A 21,002-nucleotide genomic window follows, 5' to 3' on the forward strand; every position below is an offset into this window, starting at 1 on the left:
TCGCAGACGGGGATCAGGCCTGGACCGGGGCGGGGCCCTCGGGCGCGGCGGATTCGGGCCCGGCGGATTCGGGCGCGGTGAAGGGGACGACGGCCACGGTGACGTTGTCGTGCCCGCCGCCGTCGAGCGCGTGGCCCACCAGCACCTGCGCGCTGTGCAGGGGTCTGGCGGCCGCGTCGGCGGGGAGCACCTGGGCCATGTCCCCGGCGGATTCCGCGTAGTTCCACAGGCCGTCGGTACAGACCACGATCACACCGTCGTGGTCGGGCTTGAAGGTGGCGGTGTGCGGTTCCAGGTCGTACGCGTCGGCCCCGAGCCAGCCGGTGATGGCGTGCGCGCGGACATCGGCGTAGGCCTCGGCCTCGCCCATCAGGCCCGCCGCGACCATCTGGGCGGCCCAGGAGTCGTCCTCCGTGAGGCGGCGGGGGAGCGCGGCGCGGTCGTCGGGGACCCAGTAGGCACGGCTGTCGCCGACCCAGCCGATGGTCAGCAGGCCACCGCTGACGACGGCGCCGACCAGGGTGCAGGCGGGGGCGTTCTGGGCGCCGGGCACCTCCGGAGCGAGGGCGTTCACGGCCGCCGCGGCGGCCAGGATCGCCTCGTGCATGGCCTCCTGGGGGTGGGCGCCGCGGGGCAGGGCGTCGAGCAGCGCTTCGTTGGCGGCGGCCGCGGCGGCGGCCGAAGCCTCGTCGGGGCGGCTGGCGGAGGAGACGCCGTCGCAGACGATGGCCACGGTGGCGGCGGAGCCGTCGGGCAGCGCGGTGGCCGCCACGGCGAAGGAGTCCTCGTTGCGGTGGTGGCGCAGCCCGCGGTCACTGACGGCGGCGACGCTCCCGAGCTCCTCTTCGAGGTGGTCCCGCTCCCGGGGTTGGGCGTGCCCGCAGTGCTCGCAGTACCCGTCGGTGTCCACCCGCCCGGCCCGGCAGGCCACACAGGTCTTCCCCGCGGCGTCGGCTTCCGCCCGGCCGGCGGCGTACGGGGCCTCGCCCTGCGGGGCCGCGGCCTGCGGGGCGGGGCTCCCGTACGGGGCCTCGGGCTGCGGGGCCGCCGTCTGCGGGGCGGGGCTCCCGTACGGGGCTTCGCCGCCGGGGGTCTGCCCCTGCGGGGCGGGGGAGTCCTGGCGGGCCTGGCCGCCGGAACCGGGGCCTTGCGGGCCGGTGTTCCAGTCGGCTGCGCCCTGCGGGGCGGCGATGCCGTAGGAGGTGTCGGGCCCCGGGGCCGCCCCGGGGTTCCCCTGGGCCGGCTGCTGCCCGTGCCCCTGCGGGGTCGCGGCGCCGTACGGGGCTCCGGTCGTCGGGCCCTGCCCTTGCGGGGTCACGGCGCCGTACGGGGCTTCGGGCTGGAGGGGCTTCGGGGTGGCGGCCGTGCCGGACCAGCCCGCGGGGCCCTCGACCAGCGTCGGGGCGGCGGTGGACACGCTGCCCCAGCCGGGCGCGGCCTCGCCGGCGTACCCGGCGGCGGCCGGTCCGCCGTATCCGACGTGGGCGGTGGCGCCGGAGGGCCGGGCCACGGCGCCGTCTTCGCGCGACGGAGCTCCGCGCGTGGCCGGGACGGCGGCCGGAGCCGGGGCAACTGCCCCAGCGGCACCCGCCGGAGCCGCAGCCCCCGAGGCCGCCACCGCAGGGAGCACAGCAGCAGCCGAGGCCGCAGCCACAGCTGCGGACGGGTCCGTAGGGCCAGCCGCCAACACCGCAGCCGCAGCCGGGGTGGCCGAGGCCGTAGCCGCCGGGGCCACCGCCGGATCCGGAGCCGCGAAAGCGGCAGCCGCGGCCGGGGAACCGGCGGCCGAAGCCACCGCCGCGGTCGGGGCAGCCGTCCCCGGAGCCACGGCCGCAGCCGGAGCAGCAGACGGGTCCGCAGCAGCCGAGGCCACCGCCGCAGCCGTGAGGGCGTAGCCGCAGAAGCCGCAGAAACGGTCACCCTCCTCCAGGGGCTCCGCGCAGCTGGGGCAGCCCGACAGCCGATGCATCGACATCAATCACACCCACGTCCGGGGACGGAAACGGTTTGCCCGTTCCACCAGTTCGATCCTCTCCTCGCCCCGCTGCGCCAGCCGTGCCAGCACGCGGAACGAGCGCTCCAGGCCGAAGCGCAGCCCCCGCTCGTCCAGTTGGCAGCCGAGCAGCGAGGTCGGTCCGGGGTCGGAACCCCGGCTACCCGACAGTACCCAGTCGAGCGCCGACCCCAGAACTTCCGCCCTCAGCCGCTCGTGGCGCACCGAGTCCAGGCCGAACCTCCCCAGCGCCTCCACCTGCGCCGCGGCCGCCGCCAGATCGGGCAGCAGGGCGTCCTGCGGCGACCGGTCGCGCAAGCGTGCCCGTACGGCGGCCACCCGCGCGGCGGTGTGGTGGATCGACACCTCGGGTACGGACTCCAGCGTGCGCACCGCTCCGCCCCGGTCTCCGGCGGCCAGTTGCACCCGGGCCAGCCCGAACGCCGCGCCGACGAATCCGGGGTCGGTGGTCCACACCAGGCGGTAGTACTCGGCGGCGTTGTCCAACTGCCCGAGGACCTCGGCGCACAGCCCCAGCGCCAGCTTCGGCGCGGGTTCGCCGGGGAAGGCGTCGTAGACGGCGTCGAAGGACAGGGCCGCGGTCTCGTCCTCCCCGACGGCCAGGGAGGCGATGCCGCGGGCCCACACCACCCGCCAGTCGTCCGGATGTCGTTCTTCCAGCCGGGCCAGCGCTTCGGCGACCAAGGGAGCGTCGGTCTCGCCCAGTTCGAGCCGGGCCCGGAGTTCCCGCAGCCGCAGTTCGGCGGATTCGGCCGGCGCCGAGCTCAGCGCGCCCAGCAGGTCGGCGGGGGCGGAGGCCATCAGACCCGCCAGGAACCCGGCGTTGGGGTCCGTCGCGTCGACCAGCGGCACGGGCAGCGCCAGCGCGGCTTCGCGGGTGTTCAGCGTCGACAGCGCCGGCTGCCCAGGTGCGGAGCCGTCGCCGGACGGGGATGCGAAAGGAGACGCGGGCGACGAAGGCGAAGACAGGGGCAGCGGAGCCGACGGCGCCCGCCGCGGCGCGGGTACGGCGGCTCCGGCGGGCCCGGCGGCCTTGTGCGTGGCCGTGGTCACCAGCCCGCTCGTCCCGTACCCGGTGATCGGCGCCGCCGCGGGGGCGGCCGCCGGGACGGCGGGCAGGGAGGCCGGCCCCGCCGCGGACTCGGGGCCCGCGGGAAGGGAAGCCGGTGCGGCGCCCCGCCGCTTCACGGACCGCCGAGTCAGGGACCGTCCGCCCAGCCGGGAGACCTCCGCCCCCGGCTCGTCGGCGAACAGCCGGTCGTCCGGGACCCGGAGTTCCGGCCCGAACAGCGTGGAGACCTGCGGCCTCGGCCGGCCCGTCTGGAGCGCCACGACCTCCCGCAGCACGCCCGTCAGCTGGTCCGCCATCTCCTGCGCGGAGGCGAACCGCCGTCCCGGATCGGGGTCGGTGGCCCGTACGAGCAGCCGGTAGAAGGACTCGTACCGCCCGAACACCTCGATGTGTTCCGGGTCGGGCAGCGAGTCCACGAAGACGTTCGTGTACCCCTGGAAGTCGAAGGTCAGGACGGCCAGCGTGCGCGCCACCGTGTACAGGTCGGAGGCGACCGACGGGCCGACGTCCCCGACCTCCGGCGCCTGGTAGCCCACGGTGCCGTAGATGGCCGACTCCTCGTCGTCCATCCGCCGTACCGCGCCCATGTCGATCAGCTTCAGCTGGTCGGCCTGCTGGATGGCGTTGTCGACCTTGAAGTCGCAGTAGAGGAGGTTCCTGCTGTGCAGGTGGCCGAGCGCCTCCAGGGCCTCGATGCCGTACGCGCACGCCTGCTCGACCGGCAGCGGATCGCGCCGGCCGTCCGGCCGCCGCCGCTCGTTGGCGATCTCCTTGAGCGATTTGCCGCCGACGTACTCCATGACGATGTACCCGTCCAGCGAACCGGTCCGCTGGTCCAGGTGCTCCACGAAGTTGTAGATCCGCACGATGTTGGAGTGCTCGATCTCCGCGAGGAAGCGCCGCTCCGAGATCGCGGCGGCCATCGCGTCCTCGTCCCCGGTGTCGAGCAGGCCCTTGAGGACCACCCACCGCCGGGCCACGGCCCGGTCCACCGCCAGGTAGACCCAGCCGAGGCCGCCGTGCGCGAGACAGCCCGCGACCTCGTACTGGCCGTGGACGAGGTCACCCTCGCGGAGCTTGGGGACGAAGGAGTACGGATGCCCGCACTTGGTGCAGAAACCTTCCGTCCGTCCCGGCCGGTCGCCCCGGGCCCGTCCCACCGGAGCGCCGCAGTCCGAGCGCGAACAGAACCGCTTGCGCTCCGGGACCTCCGGATTCTCCAGCACCGCCTCCGAAGGATCCGGACGAGGCACCTCCGGTACGGCGACCAGCCCGGCCCCCAGGCGGCTGCGCCCCGAAACCGCGGCGCCCGAGCCCGAACTGCGCACCGACACCGACCGGGTGGACGCGGCCCCCGACAGGGCGCGCGAGAGCCGCCCCGACACCGAACGGCGCGAGGAGGAGGAGCGCGAGGAGCGGGAGGCCCGTGAGGACGAGGAGGAGGAAGCGGAGCGTCCGGACCCGTGGGAGCCCTGCGAGTCCCCGTGGCGCGCCGCGCTCGTCATCGCGGTCGGCACCGACACCAGCTGCTCGGCGCCCGCCGCGACGGCTCCGGCCGGCGCCAGCCCGCAGGTGTCGCAGTACAGCTCGCCGCCGCCCATGTCCTCGTACGACCCCGGGCAGCCGGGGCGCATGCACGCCGTTCCCATCAGACTCATGCGTCCCCCTCCCTCGGCCCCTCGGGCCATTCTCGATCCTGCGGCGACTGCGCCGACTGTGTTTGCTGCGGTGACTGCGGTTGCTGAAGTTGTGGTGGTTGTTGCGGCTGCGGTGGAGCCAGCGTCTCCGCCGCCGCCCACTGATAGCGCAGTACGGCCTGCTCGGCTGCGCGCAGATCGCACGGCGCGCTCCACAGCATCCGCCGGGCGGCGTCGTACCGCTCGATCAGCAGCGGGTCCTCCGCCATGCCGTGCCGGGCCACCTTCGCCTTGTAGGCGTCCAGCCGTCCGCGCAGCTCCGCCCGCATCGCCAGCGGAGCCGTCACCGCGGTCAACGATTCACGGGCCCGCAGCAGTTCCTCGTGGGCGCGTTCTTCCAGCGACTCCAGCAGCGGCGAGAGCCGGTGCCACTGCGACTGCCGCCGGTACTCGGCCGCCGCCGACAACTGCTCCTGCAGCGCCGTCGGCGGGCCGCTCACCGCGGGCACCTCGGACGCCGCGATCTTCGCCAGCACCTCGCCGCGCGCCACCCGGGCCTCCGCCAGGGTCCGGTCGGCCCGCGAGAGCACGTCCCGGAGACCGATCAGCCGCTGCTCGGAATCCTGCCGGACGGTCAGCACCGCCTCGACCTCACGGCGTACGTCTTCCAGCGCGAGCGCGGCCCGGTCGTAGCGCCCGGTGTCCGGACGGCCGCCCCCCGGGGCCGAACTCCCCGCCACCGCGACCCAGAACGCCAGTGGGTCCTCGATCACCCGGGCCCGCAGCTCCGCCAGCTCGGCGGTGATGGTCTCCAGGTCGTCGCCCGAGGGGTGTTCCCCCGGGCGGACCCCGACCGAGTGGGCCAGGGAGCGGGTGCGGTGCAGCTCGGCGGAGAGCAGGTCGATCCGGGCGGGCAGGGCCGACCACACCGAGTCGGCGGCGACCACCACGTCCAGGGAGCCCGCGTACAGCTCGTTCATCTTGGCCACCAGCTCGGCGAGCGAGAACCGCTCCGCCAGCGCCACGCCCTCCACCCCGGCCCCGGCGATCAGCACCCCGGGCCCGCGCAGCCGGTCCGTCAGCTCGACCAGGTCCTCGCGGGTCGGCCAGCGGCGCCGCTCCCGGATCTCCCGGGCGGCGGCCAGCGCCCCGCTGTAGGCGTCGAAGTACCGCCACAGCCGGGTGATGGACGCGTCGGCCGTGGCCCACCGCTCCTTGGTGACCCCGGTCAGCCCGGCGCCCTCCAGCAGCCGCCGTCCGGCGTGGTCCTGGAGCGCGAGCAGGGAGGTCTCGACGGCCTCGTGCTCCGCGCTCAGCCGGGCCAGCGCGCGGTCCACGTCGTCCCGGTCCATCACCGCGGGCTGCGCCCCGAACGGCCGTGCCTCCACGGGCTCCGCCTCCGCCTTCGTCTTCGGTCTCCTGGGATCGGGCTCCGAATCCGCCACGGGCCTCAGTCCCGGTACTTGGGCGCGGGCGGGCCGCTCACGCCGGGCAGCACGGGCTGGAGGTGGGTCTTGTAGGCGGTCATCCAGGGGCTGTTGTCACCGCCCGCGCGGTAGTCCTCCAGCACCTTGTTGACCCGGCGCACCAGATCGCCGGCGTCCTTGTTCATGGCCACCCCGTAGAACTCCTTGGTGAAGGGGGAGCCCACCAGCTGGACCGACGGGTCCTGCGCGGCCTGGCCGGCCGCGAGGGCGTTGTCCGTGATGATGCCGTCCACCTCGCCCAGCTGGAGCCGCACCAGGCAGTCCAGCTGGTTGGGCACGCTGACGGGAACGGCCCCGTACGACTTGGCGGCGAGCGCCGCCTCCGCAGTGGAACCGGCCGCCGTGCATATCCGCTGGTCCTTCAGCGAGGCGTCGTAGCCGGTGATCTTCGAGACCTTGGGTGCCAGCACCTGCTGGCCGGCCTCGAAGTAGGCCGTCGAGAAGGCGACGTCCTCCAGCCGCTTGCAGTTGATCGTCATGGTCCGCACGACGATGTCGACGGTGCCGTCCTTGAGCGCGGGGATGCGCTGGCTGGTGGGGATCGCCCGGTATATGACCTTGTTGGGGTCGCCCAGGATGTCCTTCGCTATGGCCTTGACCAGGGCGATGTCGAAGCCGTCGAGCTCGCCGGCCGGGTTGCGGTAACCCCATTTGAAGCTGTTCTGGTCCACGCCCGCGACGAGGTGGCCCGCGGCGCGGATCCGCTGGATGGCCGCTCCGTCCAGCCCGTTGGGGCGCAGGCTGGCTTCGGGGTCCTGGCAGGTGTCGCCGGGAGCCAGGGGAGCGACGGCCATCCTGGCCGGCTCGCGCACCAGCGGAGCGTGCCCGCTCCCCGGGGCCGCCTGGGCCAGCGGCAGCAGGACGGCGGCGGCCGTCAGCGCGCAGGCGACGGCCATCGCGCTGACCCCGCCCCAGCCGCGCAGCCGGCCCGCGAACCGCCGCACACCGCCGTGCGGGTGGCCCTCGCGCGCTTCGTGGCTCACTTGTCTCCGCATCGCTCTCACCTGTACTCCGAAAGCCTGCGCCCGATGCCGAGCAGCGCCGCCGCAGCGCCGACGACCGCCAGGGCCGCCGTGCCCGTCACCAGACCGTCGAGCGCGCCGAGACCGCCCTCGGCGGCCCGGGTGAACTGCTGCTGCTCGTGGGCTACGGCCTGTTCCAGCGAGGCGTCCACCGTGTCGAAGGCGGTGCCGCTGTACTCCTTGTGGTCCTTGTCCCCGATGACCTGGCCGAGGGCGCCCTGGTAGTCGCCCTTCAAGTCGGTCTGCCGGGCCGCCGCGTGCAGTTCCTTCCACCGCTTCACGCCGTCCGCCGCGCGGGTGACGGGCGCCCGGCCGGCCTGGTCGTCGGCGAGCTTGAGCGCCGTCGCGAGGCCCGCATCGAGGTCCTTCATGTCGTTCCCGAAGTCCACGTCGTACTTGTCGGACTTCTTGTCCTCGGCCAGTACGGCGCCGCGCGAGATCAGCGTCAGGTTCTCACTGGCCCGCGCCTGCAGCGAGGCGATCCGCGCGTCGTTGAGCACCTTGAGCGACTCCTGACCCTGGGAGCGGGCCTGGCTCAGCCCCGACCGGGCGACCGTGTGCCCCGCGGCCAGCCACAGCAGCACCACCAGCGAGGCGGCGGTCGCGGCGACCAGCCCGTGGTTGAAGACGCGGTGGGTCCGGAGGTAGTTGCGCCGCTGCGCCCACACCAGGGCGGCGAGCGCGAGCACGCCCGTCCCGAGCGAGGCCAGCGGCAGGGAGCGGGCGTCGTCGTAGTCGGTGTAGAGCCGGCCGGTCTCCGCCTCGTAGAGCCGCTGCGCGGCCGGCAGCAGCTGGGTGCTCATCTGCTCGTTGGCGTAGCGGAGGTAGGCGCCGCCGAGCGGCAGGCCCTGCTTGTTCGTGGCCCGCGCCTGCTCGATCAGGCCCGTGTAGCGGGGCAGCTGCTCGCTCAGCAGGGTGATCTGCTTGCGGGAGTCCTCGCCGGCCCCGGTGTTCGCGGCGGCGCTCACCAGCAGCCGCGAGGCGTTGGCTATGTCCTTCTCGTACCGCCCGCGGACCTCGCGCGGCTCGTCGCCGCCCGCGAGGAACCCGCTGGAGGAGACGGTGTCGGCATCCGCGAGGGAGCGGTAGATGCTGGCCGCGTCGGCGCTCAGCGGCTGGCTGCGGCCCACCACGTCGTCGGCCGCGGTGACCCGGCCGGAGATCTCCCAGACGGAGACCAGGCCGAACAGCAGGACCAGCGCGGCCAGTACCGCGCCGATGATCCGCAGCCGGCCGGGTTCGGTCGTGGCGGCGGCGCGCAGCTGCTCCACGCCCTCGGCCCAGGCGGTACTGCGCCCGGGCAGGCCGTCGGGTGGTGGCGCCGGCGGGCCGGAGGGCGCCGCGACGGCGCCGCCCGGCGCGGGCGCGCGTGATGTGATGGCCACCGTGACCTCCCCCTCGGTCCTTAGTGCTTCGCAGCAGTATGGCCTTAGTGACGGTGGACCACAGCACCCGGTGCTGGATCAGTCACGATCCGCCCCGGTCCGTCCCCCCTCGGCCGCGCCTCCGCGCCCCCTCCGTGTCCCTCGCGCCCCTTCGCGTCCCTCCGCCGTTCCTCCCCTTCACCGTGAATACGCCCCGCCGGCCGCCGTGGTTCCGCGCCGCCCCGCGTTCACCCGAAATGGGCACGGAGCTTCCCGTAGGCCTCGGGTCCGGCCCCGAGCGCGTCCAGCCCCAGCAGTCCGGCGCCCAGCACCGGCGGGGCCGTCACCACCGACACCCGGGCGTAGGGGGCCCGTTCGGCGAGCAGCGCCTCGATCCGCCCGTTCAGCTGCGGATGCCGGGCCGCCAGCACGCTGCCGCCCAGCAGTACGGGCGCCTCCTCGGCCAGCAGGCCGAGCCGCTCCAGCGCCACGGAGGCCAGCGCGACCACCTCGTCCGCCTGCCGTTCCACCAGCGCCGAGGCCACCGGATCCCCGGCCGCGGCCGTCGCGAACAGCACCGGCACCAGCTCGTGGACGCGGCCGGGCGCGATCGTCCCCAGGTGCACGGCTTCGATCAGCTCGTACATGGAGCCCAGCCCGAAGTGCCCGGGCAGCGCCGCCGCCAGCGCGGTCGGGCCGCCGCGGCCGTCCTCGGCCCGCGCCGCCCACCACATGGCCTCGGCGGCCAGTCCGCCGCCGCCGCCCCAGTCCCCGGAGATCTGCCCGAGCGCGGGGAACCGGGCAGTGCTCCCGTCGGGCAGCATGCCCACGCAGTTGATGCCGGCCCCGCACACCACCGCGACCCCGCGCGGCCCCCCGGCCGCGCCCAGGCCCGCCCGCAGGATGGCGAAGGTGTCGTTGCGGACCTCGGTGGCCGCGCCCCAGCCCCGCGCGCCGATGGCCTCCGCGAGCCGGCGCTCCTCCACGGGGAGGTCCGCGTTGGCCAGACAGGCCGCGACCTGGACGGCGTACGGGTTCCCGGGCGCGAGCCGGGACAGTCCGGCGGCCTCGGCCGCCTCCGCGACGGCCCGCCCGAGGACGTCCACCGCGGCTTCCACCCCGACGCGCGGGGGCTGGAAGCCCCCCGCGCGCCCGGTTCCGAGCACCGTGCCGTCCGCGGCGATCAGCGCCACGTCCGTCTTGCTGTTGCCCGCGTCCACGGCGAGGACCGCCGCGGGCGCGGGCTGGGGGGCGGGTCGGCTCACGCCCATGCCAGGTGCTCCTTGTTGTGCGCGAGGAGCCGGTCGGTCAGCCCTTCGGCGAGGTCGTACTGGCCGACCAGCGGGTGCGCCAGCAGGGCCTTGAAGACCCGCTCGCGGCCGCCGCGCAGCGCCGCGTCCAGCGCGAGGTCCTCGTACGCCGTCACGTGGGCGATCAGCCCGGCGTACAGGGGGTCGAGCCGGGGCACGGCCAGCGGGGTCGGTCCGGAGCGGTCCACCCGGGCCTGGACCTCGATGACCGCGTCGTCCGGGAGGAAGGGCAGGGTGCCGTTGTTGAGGGCGTTGACCACCTGGAGGGCGCTGCCGCCGTCGCCCAACAGGGCCGCGGCCAGGTCCACGGCGGCCTCGGAGTAGAAGGCGCCGCCGCGCTTGGCGAGCAGTTCCGGCTTCTCGTCGAGCGCGGGATCCCCGTACAGGCCGAGGAGTTCCTTCTCCATCGCGGCGACCTCGGCGGCGCGCGAGGGCTTGGTGCCGAGCTCGCGGACCACCTCGTCGTGCGCGTAGAAGTAGCGCAGGTAGTACGAGGGGACCACGCCGAGCCGGTCCAGGACCGCGCGCGGCAGCCGCAGGTCCGCGGCGATGGCCTCGCCGTGCGCGGCCAGCAGCTGCGGCAGCAGGTTCTCGCCCTCCGGGCCGCCCTTGCGCACCCCCAGCTCCCAGGTGAGGTGGTTGAGGCCCACGTGGTCGAGGTGGATGTCGGCCGGGGTCAGGTCCAGCATCGCGGCGAACCGGCGCTGGAAGCCGATGGCCACGTTGCACAGCCCGACGGCCTTGTGCCCGGCCCGGAGGAGGGCGCGGGTGACGATCCCGACCGGGTTGGTGAAGTCGATGATCCAGGCGTCAGGGTTGGAGCGCCGGACCCGCTCGGCGATGTCGAGGACCACCGGGACGGTGCGCAGCGCCTTGGCGAGGCCGCCCGCGCCGGTGGTCTCCTGGCCGACGCAGCCGCACTCCAGCGGCCAGGTCTCGTCCTGGAGCCGGGCGGCCTGTCCGCCGATGCGCAGCTGGAGCAGGACCGCGTCGGCGCCGGCCACGCCCGCGTCGAGGTCGGAGGTGGTGGTGATCAGGCCGGGGTGCCCCTGCTTGGCGAAGATCCGCCGGGCCAGGCCGCCGATCAGCTCCAGTCGTTCGGCGGCCGGGTCGATCAGCACCAGCTCGCTGATGGGCAGGGTGTCGCGCAGCCGCGCGAATCCGTCGATCAGCTCGGGGGTGTAGGTGGAACCGCCGCCCACCACTGCGAGTTTCATCGTGACTAGCCTTTCACTCCGGTCAGGGTGACGCCTTCGACGAACGCCTTCTGGGCGAAGAAGAAGAGGACGATCACCGGGGCCATGACCAGCACGGTCGCGGCCATGGTCAGGTTCCAGTTGGTGTGGTGGGCGCCCTTGAAGGACTCCAGTCCGTAACTGAGGGTCCAGGCGGCCGGGTTGTCGGAGGCGTAGATCTGCGGGCCGAAGTAGTCGTTCCAGGCGCAGAAGAACTGGAACAGCGCGATGGCCGCGATCCCGGGCCTGGCCATCGGCAGCACGATCCGCAGCAGGGTGCGCACCTCGCCGCAGCCGTCGACCTTGGCGGCGTCCAGGTACTCGTCGGGGATGGTCAGCAGGAACTGGCGCAGCAGGAAGATGGAGAAGGCGTCGCCGAAGGCCATCGGGATGATCAGCGGCCAGAGCGTGCCGGACAGGTCCAGCTGCTTGGCCCAGAACAGGTACATCGGGATGACGACCACCTGCGGCGGCAGCATCATCATGGCGATCACCAACAGCAGCGACAGCCGCCGGCCGCGGAAGCGGAACTTGGCGAGCGCGTAGGCGACGGGCACCGAGGAGACCACGGTCAGCACGGTGCCGACGCCCGCGTAGAGCAGGGTGTTGCGCCACCAGGTCAGGAACCCGGGGGTGTTCCACACCTTGGCGTAGTTGCCCCACTCCCAGGTCTGCGGCCACAAGTTGCGGGTCAGGGCCTGCTGGTCGCTCATGAGCGAGGTCAGGAAGAGGAAGACGAACGGCATGACGAAGAAGAGCGCCGCCGCGATGCCGAGGCTGTGCACGGCGACCCAGTGGAGCGCGGCCCTGCGGCGCGCGGTGCGCACGGCCCGGTCGGAATCCCCGCCGTCGGAATCCGCGCCGCCGGAACCCCGGGGCCGCGTCGTACTGCGGTCGATTACCTGAGTCATGATCCTCAGTCACCTGCTTCGATCAGCCCGCCGCGCCGACGCATGAGCAGCGCGGTGAAGGCCATGGAGAGGGCGAACAGCACCAGGGCCACCACGCACGCGGCGCCGTAGTCGAAGCGCTGGAAGCCGGCGTTGTAGATGATCTGGGGCAGGGTCAGCGTGGACTGGTCCGGGTATCCGGGCTCGATCTGCTGGCCCGAGCCGCCGATGTGGCCGGAGGCGACCTTCCCCGCCACCAGGGGCTGCGTATAGAACTGCATGGCCTGGATCACCCCGGTGACCACGGCGAACAGGATGATCGGGGAGATGTTCGGCAGGGTGATGTGGCGGAACCGCTGGAGCGCTCCGGCCCCGTCCAGCTCGGCTGCCTCGTACTGCTCCTTCGGTACGTCGAGCAGCGCGGCCATGAAGATGACCATGAGGTCGCCCACCCCCCACACCGCGAGCGCGGTCAGGGCCGGTTTGGACCAGGCGGGGTCCGTGAACCAGCCGGGCGCGGAGATCCCGACCGAGTCCAGCAGGGTGTTGACCGGGCCGGTGCCGGGGTTGAGCAGGAAGACGAAGGCGAGCGTCGCGGCGACCGGCGGGGCCAGGTAGGGCAGGTAGAACAGGGTGCGGAAGAGGCCCGTACCGAGCTTGATCTTGGTGATGAGCAGGCCGATGCCGAGCCCGAAGGCCACCCGGCAGGCGACCATCACCACGACCAGCCACAGGGTGTTGCGCATGGCCGGCCAGAACATCGGATAGTCGGTGAACACGTACGACCAGTTCTCCAGCCCGTTGAAGACCGGCGGGCGGAAGCCGTCGTACTTGGTGAAGGAGAAGTAGACGGTGGAGAGCAGTGGGTAGGCGAAGAAGACGCTGAACCCGATGAGCCAGGGCGACATGAAGGCCGCCGTGCGCAGCGCCGACCTACGGCGCTTCGCGCGGAGCTCGGGGGAGGGGGAGGTCGCGGGGGAGGAGGGAGCCGGGGCCGGGGAGGGGGCGGTGCCCGTCGCGTTCACGGGGCTACTTCGCCTTCGCGATGTCCGTGTCGATCTGCTGGTCGGTCTTGGCGAGACCGGCCGCGATGTCCGGGACGTCACCCTTCTCGACCGAGTACGCGAAGTCGGCGAAGGTCAGCTGGTAGGTGCCGCCGTCGGCCTGGGCCGGGGTGGTGGTCGACTTCGGGTGCCGGGCGATGTCGAGGAAGGTCTTGAACTCCGGGGTCACCTGGAGCTTGGGGGAGTCCAGCGCGGCCAGCGTGGAGGGCACGTTGTGGATGGCGTTGGCGAAGTCCACGACCGCGTCGGTGTCGGTCGTCATGTACTTGGTCAGCTCCCAGGCCGCGTTCTGCTTCTTGCTCGCCGAGGAGATGCCCATGATCGTGCCCGAGAGGTAGCCCTTGCCGTAGTCGGCGAGCTGGTCGTCGGGCACGGGCATCGGCGCGGTCGCGACCTCGAACTTCACGCCGGCCTCCTTGGCCATGGCCGCCCGCCACTCCCCGTCGATCTGCATGGCGACCAGGCCGAGGTGGAAGGGGTGCTCCGCGCTCCACTCGTCGCCGAAGGTGGTGCGGAACTTCTCCAGCTTCTCGTAGCCGCCGAGCTTGGTGACCAGGTCCTTCTGCGCGCCCAGCATCTTCGCGAAGCCGGGGTCCTTGGCCAGGTTCGACTTGCCCTGGGCGTCGAAGTAGGACGGGCTCCACTGGGCGGCCATGCGCTGGGGGGCGGTCTCGTAGCCGTGGAAGGTGGGCATGATGCCCAGCTGCTCGTACGAATCGCCCTTGGCCTTCGTCAGCAATTGCGCGTCCGCCACGAACTCGCTCCAGGTCTTGGGCGGTCCGGCGATGCCGGCGGCGTCGAAGGCGGTCTTGTTGTAGACGAGGCCGTACGCGTCGTTCAGCAGCGGGAGCGTGCACTGGTTGCCGTTGAACTGGGTGTACTGCATGAGGGTCTTGGGGAAGACCTTCTCCTTGTCGATCCCGGACTTCTTCAGGAAGGGGTTCAGGTCGGCGAAGGCGCCGGAGTTGCAGAACTTGCCGACGCTGTCGGTGGTGAAGGAGGAGACCACGTCGGGGGCCTTGTCCCCGCCCGCGCGCAGCGCCTGGTTGATCTTGTCGTCCGTCATGTTGCCCGTGACGTTCACCTTGATGTTCGGGTGCGCCTTCTGGAACCGGGCGATGTTGTCCTCGATGGCCTTGATCTCGCTCGGGGCGGACCAGCCGTGCCAGAAGTTGAGGGTGACCTCTTTGGCCGGGTCGTCGGAGGCCGTGTTCGCGGTGGACCCCGCACAGGCGGTGGCGAGTACGGATATCGCGGCGACGGCGACGGCTGCGGCTGTCAGGCGGCGGGTTCTGGGCATGACGGAGTCACTCTCTGCGCGGGGGGGACTTCCTGGAGGGGTGTTGCGGGTGGGGTTCGGTGAGGGTGGGGGGCGGTGCGGTTCGGTGCGGTTCAGCGGCGCGAGGTGTCGAAGACCTCGTCGCGGGTGGCGGCCAGGGCGCTCTCCAGCGCCCCGCGCAGTACGGGCCGTTCCCGTACCTCGCCGGTCACCAGCAGGGGCCGGGACGGGGCGAGATCGGCGAGCTCGGCTTCGATGAGCTCCCGCAGGGGCTCCCCGCCGGCGATGGTCAGCGCGCCCGAGAGGACCACGATCTCCGGGTCCAGTACGGCGACCAGCGAGGCGAGGCCGGTGGCGAGTGCGGTGGCGTACTCCCGCAGCAGCCGCAGGTGGGCGCCTTCGGGGGCGGCGGCCGCCTGGGCCAGCAGCGCGGCCGCCGCGGCGACCATCGCCCCGGACTCGGCGCCGTGCACCTCCCCGTGCACCGACCCGGACGGGGCCGGCGGCGCCTCGACGCCGAGGCGGGCCGCCATCGACGGCAGCACCTGCGCTCCGGCCAGTTCCTGGTAGCCGCCGGAGTTGACCCGGGTGACCTGGCGGACCAGAGGATGCCCGGGGACCGGCAGGAAGCCGACCTCGCCGGCGCCGCCGGTCCAGCCGCGGTGCAGCCGGCCGCCGAGCACCAGGGCGGCGCCCAGGCCCTCCTCGTTCCACAGCAGGACGAAGTCCTCGTGCCCGCGGGCGGCGCCCAGGCGCTGCTCGGCGATGGCGACGAGGTTCACGTCGTTCTCGTACTCGACCGGCATCGGCAGGGCGGCCGCCAGCTCTTCGAGGAGCGTGGGGGACTGCCAGCCCGCGAGGTGGTCGGCGTACCGGAGCACCCCGGTGCGGGGGTCGAAGGAGCCGGGGGTCGCGATGACCACCCGGTGGATGTCCCCGAGGTGCAGCCCGGCGTCCTTGACGGCCTCGGCGAGGGCGCGGCCGACCTGCTCGACCGGGCCGGTGCCCGGCGCGTACGGGAGCTCGTGGCTGCCGATCACCTCGCCGGTCAGGTCGGCGACGGAGGCGAGGATCCGGCCCGGGGTGACGTCGAGTCCGGCGACGTGCGCGGCCCGCGCGTTGACCGCGTAGAGCTGGGCGTTGGGGCCGGGGCGCCCGGTGGCGGTGCCGGTGGCGACGACCAGCCCGGCGGCCTCCAGGCGGGCCAGCAGCTGGGAGGCGGTGGGCTTGGAGAGCCCGGTGAGGTGCCCGATCCGGGTCCGTGACAGGGGACCGTGCGTCAGCAGGAGTTCGAGCGCGGCCCGGTCGTTCAGGGCGCGCAACAGGCTGGGCGTACCGGGGGTGGCGGCGGGCATGGGGTGTTTTCTCCCTCACCGAGGTGAACTGTTAGGTAAGTTTCCTATCAGCGTGTGAGTCGTGTCAATGGGAGTACCCATACCGTGCCCGCGCCGTTGTCGGCGCCGTGAACACGCCACTGCCCCCGCAGGTGAAACCTGCGGGGGCAGTGGCGTAGGTGCGACGGGTGGGGGACTGGTCGTGACTACTTGCTGATCCGGGGACCCGACCCCGGACCGCCGACGGCCGGCGGCGGAATCGGCACGGTGGCCAGGGACTGCGGGGAAGCCGGGTTCGCCAGCGCCGACGGCGGGGCGACGGCGGCCGCGGGATCGGCCGGAGCCTCGTCCTCGGCGGGAGCCGCCAGGCCCCCGATGATCCCGATGCCCGAGGTGTCGAAGGCGTCCTTGATCCGCCAGCGCAGCTCCCGCTCCACGGCGAACTGCTGGCCCGGCATCGTCTTCGCCGACACCTTCACCGTCATCGAGGCCAGCAGCACCTCGTCCAGACCCAGCACCTCCACCGGACCCCACAGCCGCTCGTCCCACGGGGTCTCCTTGGCCATGGTCTCGGCGATGCCCTGGACCACCTCGCGGATGTGGGAGAGGCTCTCGGACGGCTTGACCTGCACGGCCACGCCCGCCGTGGCCCAGCCCTGGCTGAGGTTGCCGATCCGCTTGATCTCGCCGTTGCGGACGTACCAGATCTCGCCGTTGTCCCCGCGCAGCTTGGTGACGCGCAGCCCCACCTCGACGACCTCGCCCGAGGCCACCCCGGCGTCGATCTTGTCGCCGACGCCGTACTGGTCCTCAAGGATCATGAACACGCCGGAGAGGAAGTCGGTGACCAGGTTGCGGGCGCCGAAACCGATCGCGACACCGGCCACACCGGCGGACGCGAGCAGCGGGCCCAGATTGATGTCGAGCGCGCCGAGCACCATCAGGCCGGCCGTGCCGAGGATCAGGAACGAGGCCACCGAACGCAGGACCGAACCGATCGCCTCGGACCGCTGGCGGCGCCGCTCGGCATTGACCAGCAGCCCGCCCAGCGCGGTCCCCTCGACGGCCTCTGCACCGCGGTTCATCCGGGTTATGAGCTTGGTCAGGGACTTGCGGACCACGGACCGCAGGGCGAAGGCGATGACCAGGATGAGGACGATCTTCAGGCCGAGGTACAGCCATCCGGCCCAGTTCTCCTCGATGAAACTGGCGGCCTGGGTGACGTTCTCGTGCGTCTCTCTGATCGTTTGGGAAGCGTCCGGGGTGTCGGCTGCGAGAGGGAGCAAGGCGGCAGGCCTGGGCACGGCGGGAACCTCCAGATATAGCGTCCTGCTCGCGGAAGGGGGGCGAGCAGACCATCCACCCTAACGGGGCACACGCCCTAGCTTGTTGCCGTGTTCGAGGGAGAGACCAGACTCACGCGGGGATGAAGCGGATGTGGTCGAAAACACCTCGGACCCGTTACGGGCGCGTGGTGGCGCTTCGACCAGCCGTAAGGGGAGACTGGAAAGCAGATCGTCCCGGCGCGAGCCACGCGCCGCCGGCGTACAAGGAGGCAGTCCGTGCCGCACGTCCTGGTCCTCAACGCGTCGTACGAGCCCCTCGGCGTCGTACCGCTCCGCCGCGCGCTCGTCCTCGTCCTGGAGAACAAAGCGATCTCCCTGGAGGAATCCGGCGCCTTTCTGCATAGCGCGACAAGGGCCGTCCCCGCTCCCAGCGTGGTCAGGCTCAAGCGCTTCGTGCGGGTCCCCTACCGGGGGCCCGTTCCGCTCACCCGGCGCGCGCTGTTCGCGCGGGACGGCGGCCGCTGCATGTACTGCGGAGCCGTCGCCACCAGCGTCGACCACGTCATCCCGCGCAGCCGGGGCGGACAGCACGCGTGGGACAACGTCGTCGCCGCGTGCCGCCGCTGCAACCACGTCAAGGCCGACCGCCACCTGGTGGACCTGGGCTGGCGCTTGCGACACCAGCCGGCTCCGCCGTCCGGACTGGCCTGGCGGATCATCGGCACGGGCCACCGGGACCCCTGCTGGATGCCGTACCTCCAGCCGTACGGAGCGGAAGACGCCCTCGACAGGATCGGCGTCACGGCGGCGGCGTCCTGACGGGCCGGCGCGGGCCCGACCGGCAAGATCCGGAAGAGGCGGCCTGGACGACCTGGACGACCTAGACGACCTAGGGGGCCGCTGCGAAGGCCTCCGCCTCGATGAGGCTGCAGCCGAAGCGGGTGGCCCGCGCGTCGCAGGTGACGCGCACGAACCGCGCGGGCTCCACCGCCGTCAGGTGGACCGGGTCCACCCCGCCCGTCGAGGTGACCGCCGCCGCCGGGGTCCAGGAGATTCCGTCCGCGGAGGTCTCCACCCGGAAGCGGGACGGGTACGCCTCCTGCCAGTGCAGGCGCAGGAGGCCGACGCGGGCCGCCGCCGGGAGTTCGGCCTGCCACCAGGCTCCGTCCACCGCCGGGGAGGACCAGCGGGTGGCCGGGGAGTCGTCCAGGGCGGCCGAGGCCGGGAAGTCCGGGGTCTCGTTCGCGGAGGACGTGGCCCGGGCGCCCCGCAGGAGGTTCGGGCCGGCCGTGCGCGGGACGGCCCGGACCTTCAGCGTGCGGGTCTCGGGCCCGGAAGCGGTCCCGGAGCCGGTCCCGGACCCGGTTGCGGAACCGAAGGTCACGGGGACCTCGTACGTCCCCGGGGCCGTGCCGGCCGCCACGGTGACCTCCACCGGGACGACCGCCCGAGTGCCGCGCGGTGCCACCGCGACCGCCGGGAGCCGGACTTCCATCCCTTGCGGCGGAGCCGCCGACAGGGGGCCGCGGACCTCGCCGGGGCGCAGCGCGGAGAGTTCCGCCGGGACCCGCACCGCGGCCCCGCCGATCTCGGCGTCCACGGTGTCAGCCAGTTCGAAGCGGGCCTCGGGTCCGTCCGCCGTCCAGGGGACCACGCTGTGCACGGCCGGCGCCGGGCCCGACCAGGTGAGCCGCACCGCGTCGGCCCGCAGGCCGCCGACGTCCGCCTGGGTCCAGCCGGACGCCGCCGCCTCCGCGACCTTGCGCCAGCCCTCGCCCGGTACGTGTGCCTCGATCGCGGCGCCCCGGCTCCCGGCCGGCAGCGGGTCGGTCATGACGGTCACCGTGGACACCGGCCGGGCGGCGGACAGCTGGACCGTCCAGGAGTCCGCCGCCTTGGAGACGCTCCCGGTGGAACGGGCCGCGCCGGTCCACGCGTCGGCCTCGGCCGCCGCCCTGGAGAGGAAGGGGTCCAGTACCGCCTTGTCCACCCGCACTTCGCCCGCCGCCGTCTCCGAGAGCGCCTTGCGGGCGGCCGAGAGGGCCTGCGAGGACTGCCAGGCCGCCGCCCCGTCCCCGCGGGCCTGCGCCTGGAGGACGTCCAGGGCCAGTTCGCCGGCCGCCCCGTAGCGCGCGAGCCGGGACAGCCACGGACCGGCCTCCGCGGCCAGACCCGGCAGCCGGTCCGGCGCTTCGCGCAGCACGCGGAACGCGGCCCGCAGGCGTTCCCCCGGCGCCGGATCGCCGGCGGAGCGCGTCCGCCAGAACTCCTCCACCAGCGGCGCCAGATAAGCCGACTCCGGCTGTGCGAGCCCGGAGGAGGCGGTGTTCCCGGCCAGCGCGGCCAGCGCCTCCCGGGCCTTCGGGTCCGGGCCGGCCAGTTCGGCGACGGCCGCCGCCCACGACGCGGCGGCCCGGTAGCCGCGCGGGTTCCACGTGAAGTCCGCCACCGTGAACAGGGGGACGCGGGACAGGGCGGCCTGGGGCATCGCGTTGGCCAGGACGGCCGCCGAACCGCCCGCCACCGCCGGGTCCCGCCCCGCGTACGGGCCGAGGAAGATCCGGTCCGGATCCCAGTCGTTGACCGGGTAGTTGTCCATGGTGACCAGCGGATGCCCGAGCGCGGAGCGCGCCCCGGCCAGTTCGCGCCCGGTGATCGTGCGCGGCACCACGCCGACGCCCGTCCAGGCGACCTCCACCCGGCCGTCCAGGGCTCCGGCCAGCGCGGTCCGGTAGGCCGTCGCGCCGTCCTGGTAGTACTCGGTGGGCAGCAGCGACAGCGCGGGAGCCCCCGGATACCGTGCGGCCAGGTGCGCCGCCAGTTCGCCGGCGACCGCGGCGTGCGCCTTCGCGGCCGCCGCCGGGCCCTTCCCGTAGCGCTCCCGGTCGGCCCGGCAGCCCCACTCCGTGTAGCTGACGTCCTGGAACTGCAGCTGGAACGCCCGGAACCCGAGGTCCCACATGGCGTCCACCTTGCGGGCGAGCGCGGCCCGGTCGGCCGCCGAAGACAGGCACATGGACTGTCCGGGCGCGACGGCCCACGCCAGCACGACCTTGTTGGCGCGGGCCCGTTCGGCGAGCGCGCGCAGCTCCGCCGCCCGCTCCGCCGGGTAGTCCCGGCGCCAGTCCGTGGTCCGGTAGGTGTCGTCGCCGGGTGCGAGCAGCAGTCGGTTCTGCTTGGTCCGGCCCATGAACTCGACCTGCGCGAGCCGCTGCGCGGCCGTCCACGGGGTCCCGTAGAACCCCTCGGTGATCCCGCGTACGGGCGCGGTCGGCCAGTCCCGCACGAGCACCCCGGGAACCTTTCCGCCGCCCGAGGCGATCAGCTGACGCAGGGTCTGCGCGGCGTGGAACAGCCCGTCGTCCCCCACGCCCGCCAGCGCGACCGTGTCCCGCCCGCCGGCCCGGCCCACCGCCAGCCGGTACCCGCCGGCCGGCAGGTCCCCCGCCCCGGCCGCGCCCAGCTCGGTCAACGCCCTTTCCGCATCCGGTCCTTGGAACCGCACGACGGGAATCCCCCCGGGCAGCGGCTGCCCGTCGGCCCGCTCGTGCAGGGTCCGTACGCCCGCCCCGCGCAAGGCCTCACGGACCACCTGGACGGCGTACGGGTCCACGTCGGTGGGCAGCACCAGTACGGCCTCGGTGCCCAGCGCCACCGACCGGGCCGGATCGGCGGCCATGGACTGCGGGCGCGGCCACACCGCGGGCCCCTCGGCGGCGGCCCGCGCCGGATCGGAGCCGGGTTCCAATACGGGTGCGGGCTGCGCGGGGGCGGGGTCGAGCGCGGGTGCGGCTATGGAAACGGTCGAGGGGTCGAGGGCGGGAGAAGGTGTCGAGGGCGCCGCGAAGGCGCCGGGCGGACCCACGGCCACCGACCCGCCCAGTAGCGTCCCGATCACGGCGACGGCCGCGGCCGTGGCCCGCTTGCTGCCCCTGAGCTGCACGCAGTCTCCTCGTCCCGAGTCTTCCCCCGCTCGTACGAATGGTCCCGAGCCCACCATCCGTACGG

Annotated in this window: 15 protein-coding genes; 2 read left to right on the plus strand and 13 right to left on the minus strand. The window is 73.6% G+C overall.

Features of this window, described 5'->3' with window-relative positions:
- Nucleotides 1-13: 13 nt before the first annotated feature.
- On the minus strand, nucleotides 14-1,396 hold the full coding sequence (locus ACFXDJ_RS07580) for a protein phosphatase 2C domain-containing protein (protein ID WP_384848495.1): 1,383 nt from the start codon (nucleotides 1,394-1,396) through the stop codon (nucleotides 14-16).
- A 145-nt stretch (nucleotides 1,397-1,541) separates the two neighbouring features.
- Here ACFXDJ_RS07580 and ACFXDJ_RS07585 point away from each other — a divergent pair, with 145 nt between their 5' ends.
- The gene (locus tag ACFXDJ_RS07585; RefSeq protein WP_384848370.1) at nucleotides 1,542-1,895 is read left to right on the plus strand and encodes a hypothetical protein; all 354 of its coding nucleotides are present in this window, start codon (nucleotides 1,542-1,544) and stop codon (nucleotides 1,893-1,895) included.
- Between the two features lie 83 nt (nucleotides 1,896-1,978).
- Here the strand turns inward: ACFXDJ_RS07585 and ACFXDJ_RS07590 are convergent, their stop codons facing one another.
- The 11 genes from ACFXDJ_RS07590 to ACFXDJ_RS07640 form a co-directional block, all read right to left on the minus strand.
- Nucleotides 1,979-4,735, minus strand: a complete 2,757-nt coding sequence (locus ACFXDJ_RS07590; RefSeq protein ID WP_384848498.1) for a tetratricopeptide repeat protein — start codon at nucleotides 4,733-4,735, stop codon at nucleotides 1,979-1,981.
- 5 nt (nucleotides 4,736-4,740) lie between these two features.
- Nucleotides 4,741-6,075 (minus strand): hypothetical protein, encoded by a 1,335-nt coding sequence (locus ACFXDJ_RS07595; protein ID WP_384656497.1) that lies wholly within the window; start codon nucleotides 6,073-6,075, stop codon nucleotides 4,741-4,743.
- A gap of 98 nt (nucleotides 6,076-6,173) precedes the next feature.
- Nucleotides 6,174-7,106 carry a glutamate ABC transporter substrate-binding protein gene (locus ACFXDJ_RS07600; protein ID WP_384656494.1) on the minus strand — a complete coding sequence of 311 codons (933 nt, stop codon included), beginning with the start codon at nucleotides 7,104-7,106 and terminating at the stop codon, nucleotides 6,174-6,176.
- A gap of 104 nt (nucleotides 7,107-7,210) precedes the next feature.
- A complete protein-coding gene (locus ACFXDJ_RS07605; RefSeq protein WP_384656479.1) occupies nucleotides 7,211-8,617 on the minus strand; it encodes a hypothetical protein in 1,407 nt (468 codons plus the stop codon).
- Between the two features lie 227 nt (nucleotides 8,618-8,844).
- Nucleotides 8,845-9,867, minus strand: coding sequence for an N-acetylglucosamine kinase (locus ACFXDJ_RS07610; protein ID WP_384656477.1), 1,023 nt, complete (start codon nucleotides 9,865-9,867; stop codon nucleotides 8,845-8,847).
- Entirely contained in the window at nucleotides 9,858-11,123 is a 1,266-nt protein-coding gene (locus ACFXDJ_RS07615) for a 6-phospho-beta-glucosidase (protein WP_384656474.1), read from the minus strand. Before ACFXDJ_RS07615 ends, ACFXDJ_RS07610 begins: the two co-directional genes overlap by 10 nt.
- Before the next feature lie 5 nt (nucleotides 11,124-11,128).
- A complete protein-coding gene (locus ACFXDJ_RS07620; RefSeq protein ID WP_384656472.1) occupies nucleotides 11,129-12,052 on the minus strand; it encodes a carbohydrate ABC transporter permease in 924 nt (307 codons plus the stop codon).
- Nucleotides 12,053-12,057: 5 nt separating this feature from the next.
- Nucleotides 12,058-12,939: a carbohydrate ABC transporter permease gene (locus ACFXDJ_RS07625; protein ID WP_384656491.1), complete on the minus strand. Its 882-nt coding sequence runs from the start codon at nucleotides 12,937-12,939 to the stop codon at nucleotides 12,058-12,060.
- Between the two features lie 121 nt (nucleotides 12,940-13,060).
- Nucleotides 13,061-14,395, minus strand: a complete 1,335-nt coding sequence (locus ACFXDJ_RS07630) for an extracellular solute-binding protein (protein ID WP_384656470.1) — start codon at nucleotides 14,393-14,395, stop codon at nucleotides 13,061-13,063.
- A gap of 92 nt (nucleotides 14,396-14,487) precedes the next feature.
- The gene (locus ACFXDJ_RS07635; protein ID WP_384848373.1) at nucleotides 14,488-15,729 is read right to left on the minus strand and encodes an ROK family transcriptional regulator; all 1,242 of its coding nucleotides are present in this window, start codon (nucleotides 15,727-15,729) and stop codon (nucleotides 14,488-14,490) included.
- A 185-nt stretch (nucleotides 15,730-15,914) separates the two neighbouring features.
- Entirely contained in the window at nucleotides 15,915-16,994 is a 1,080-nt protein-coding gene (locus ACFXDJ_RS07640; RefSeq protein ID WP_384659815.1) for a mechanosensitive ion channel family protein, read from the minus strand.
- A 276-nt stretch (nucleotides 16,995-17,270) separates the two neighbouring features.
- On the opposite strand from ACFXDJ_RS07640, the gene ACFXDJ_RS07645 reads away from it, so the two are divergent.
- Nucleotides 17,271-17,813 (plus strand): HNH endonuclease, encoded by a 543-nt coding sequence (locus tag ACFXDJ_RS07645; RefSeq protein WP_384659812.1) that lies wholly within the window; start codon nucleotides 17,271-17,273, stop codon nucleotides 17,811-17,813.
- Between the two features lie 70 nt (nucleotides 17,814-17,883).
- Here ACFXDJ_RS07645 and ACFXDJ_RS07650 read toward each other — a convergent pair whose 3' ends face one another.
- The gene (locus ACFXDJ_RS07650; RefSeq protein ID WP_384659809.1) at nucleotides 17,884-20,937 is read right to left on the minus strand and encodes a beta-N-acetylglucosaminidase domain-containing protein; all 3,054 of its coding nucleotides are present in this window, start codon (nucleotides 20,935-20,937) and stop codon (nucleotides 17,884-17,886) included.
- Between the last annotated feature and the right edge of the window lie 65 nt (nucleotides 20,938-21,002).

Source organism: Streptomyces sp. NPDC059443 (assembly GCF_042750105.1).
Classification (GTDB): Bacteria; Actinomycetota; Actinomycetes; order Streptomycetales; family Streptomycetaceae; genus Streptomyces.

Bases quoted from the DNA above. Each gene is read 5' to 3' on its own strand.
- ACFXDJ_RS07630 (WP_384656470.1), bottom strand. From the start codon at position 14,395: ATGCCCAGAACCCGCCGCCTGACAGCCGCAGCCGTCGCCGTCGCCGCG.
- ACFXDJ_RS07625 (WP_384656491.1), bottom strand. From the start codon at position 12,939: ATGTCGCCCTGGCTCATCGGGTTCAGCGTCTTCTTCGCCTACCCACTG.
- ACFXDJ_RS07620 (WP_384656472.1), bottom strand. From the start codon at position 12,052: ATGACTCAGGTAATCGACCGCAGTACGACGCGGCCCCGGGGTTCCGGC.
- ACFXDJ_RS07600 (WP_384656494.1), bottom strand. From the start codon at position 7,106: ATGGCCGTCGCCTGCGCGCTGACGGCCGCCGCCGTCCTGCTGCCGCTG.
- ACFXDJ_RS07615 (WP_384656474.1), bottom strand. From the start codon at position 11,123: ATGAAACTCGCAGTGGTGGGCGGCGGTTCCACCTACACCCCCGAGCTG.
- ACFXDJ_RS07595 (WP_384656497.1), bottom strand. From the start codon at position 6,075: ATGGACCGGGACGACGTGGACCGCGCGCTGGCCCGGCTGAGCGCGGAG.
- ACFXDJ_RS07590 (WP_384848498.1), bottom strand. From the start codon at position 4,735: ATGGGAACGGCGTGCATGCGCCCCGGCTGCCCGGGGTCGTACGAGGAC.
- ACFXDJ_RS07610 (WP_384656477.1), bottom strand. From the start codon at position 9,867: ATGGGCGTGAGCCGACCCGCCCCCCAGCCCGCGCCCGCGGCGGTCCTC.
- ACFXDJ_RS07635 (WP_384848373.1), bottom strand. From the start codon at position 15,729: ATGCCCGCCGCCACCCCCGGTACGCCCAGCCTGTTGCGCGCCCTGAAC.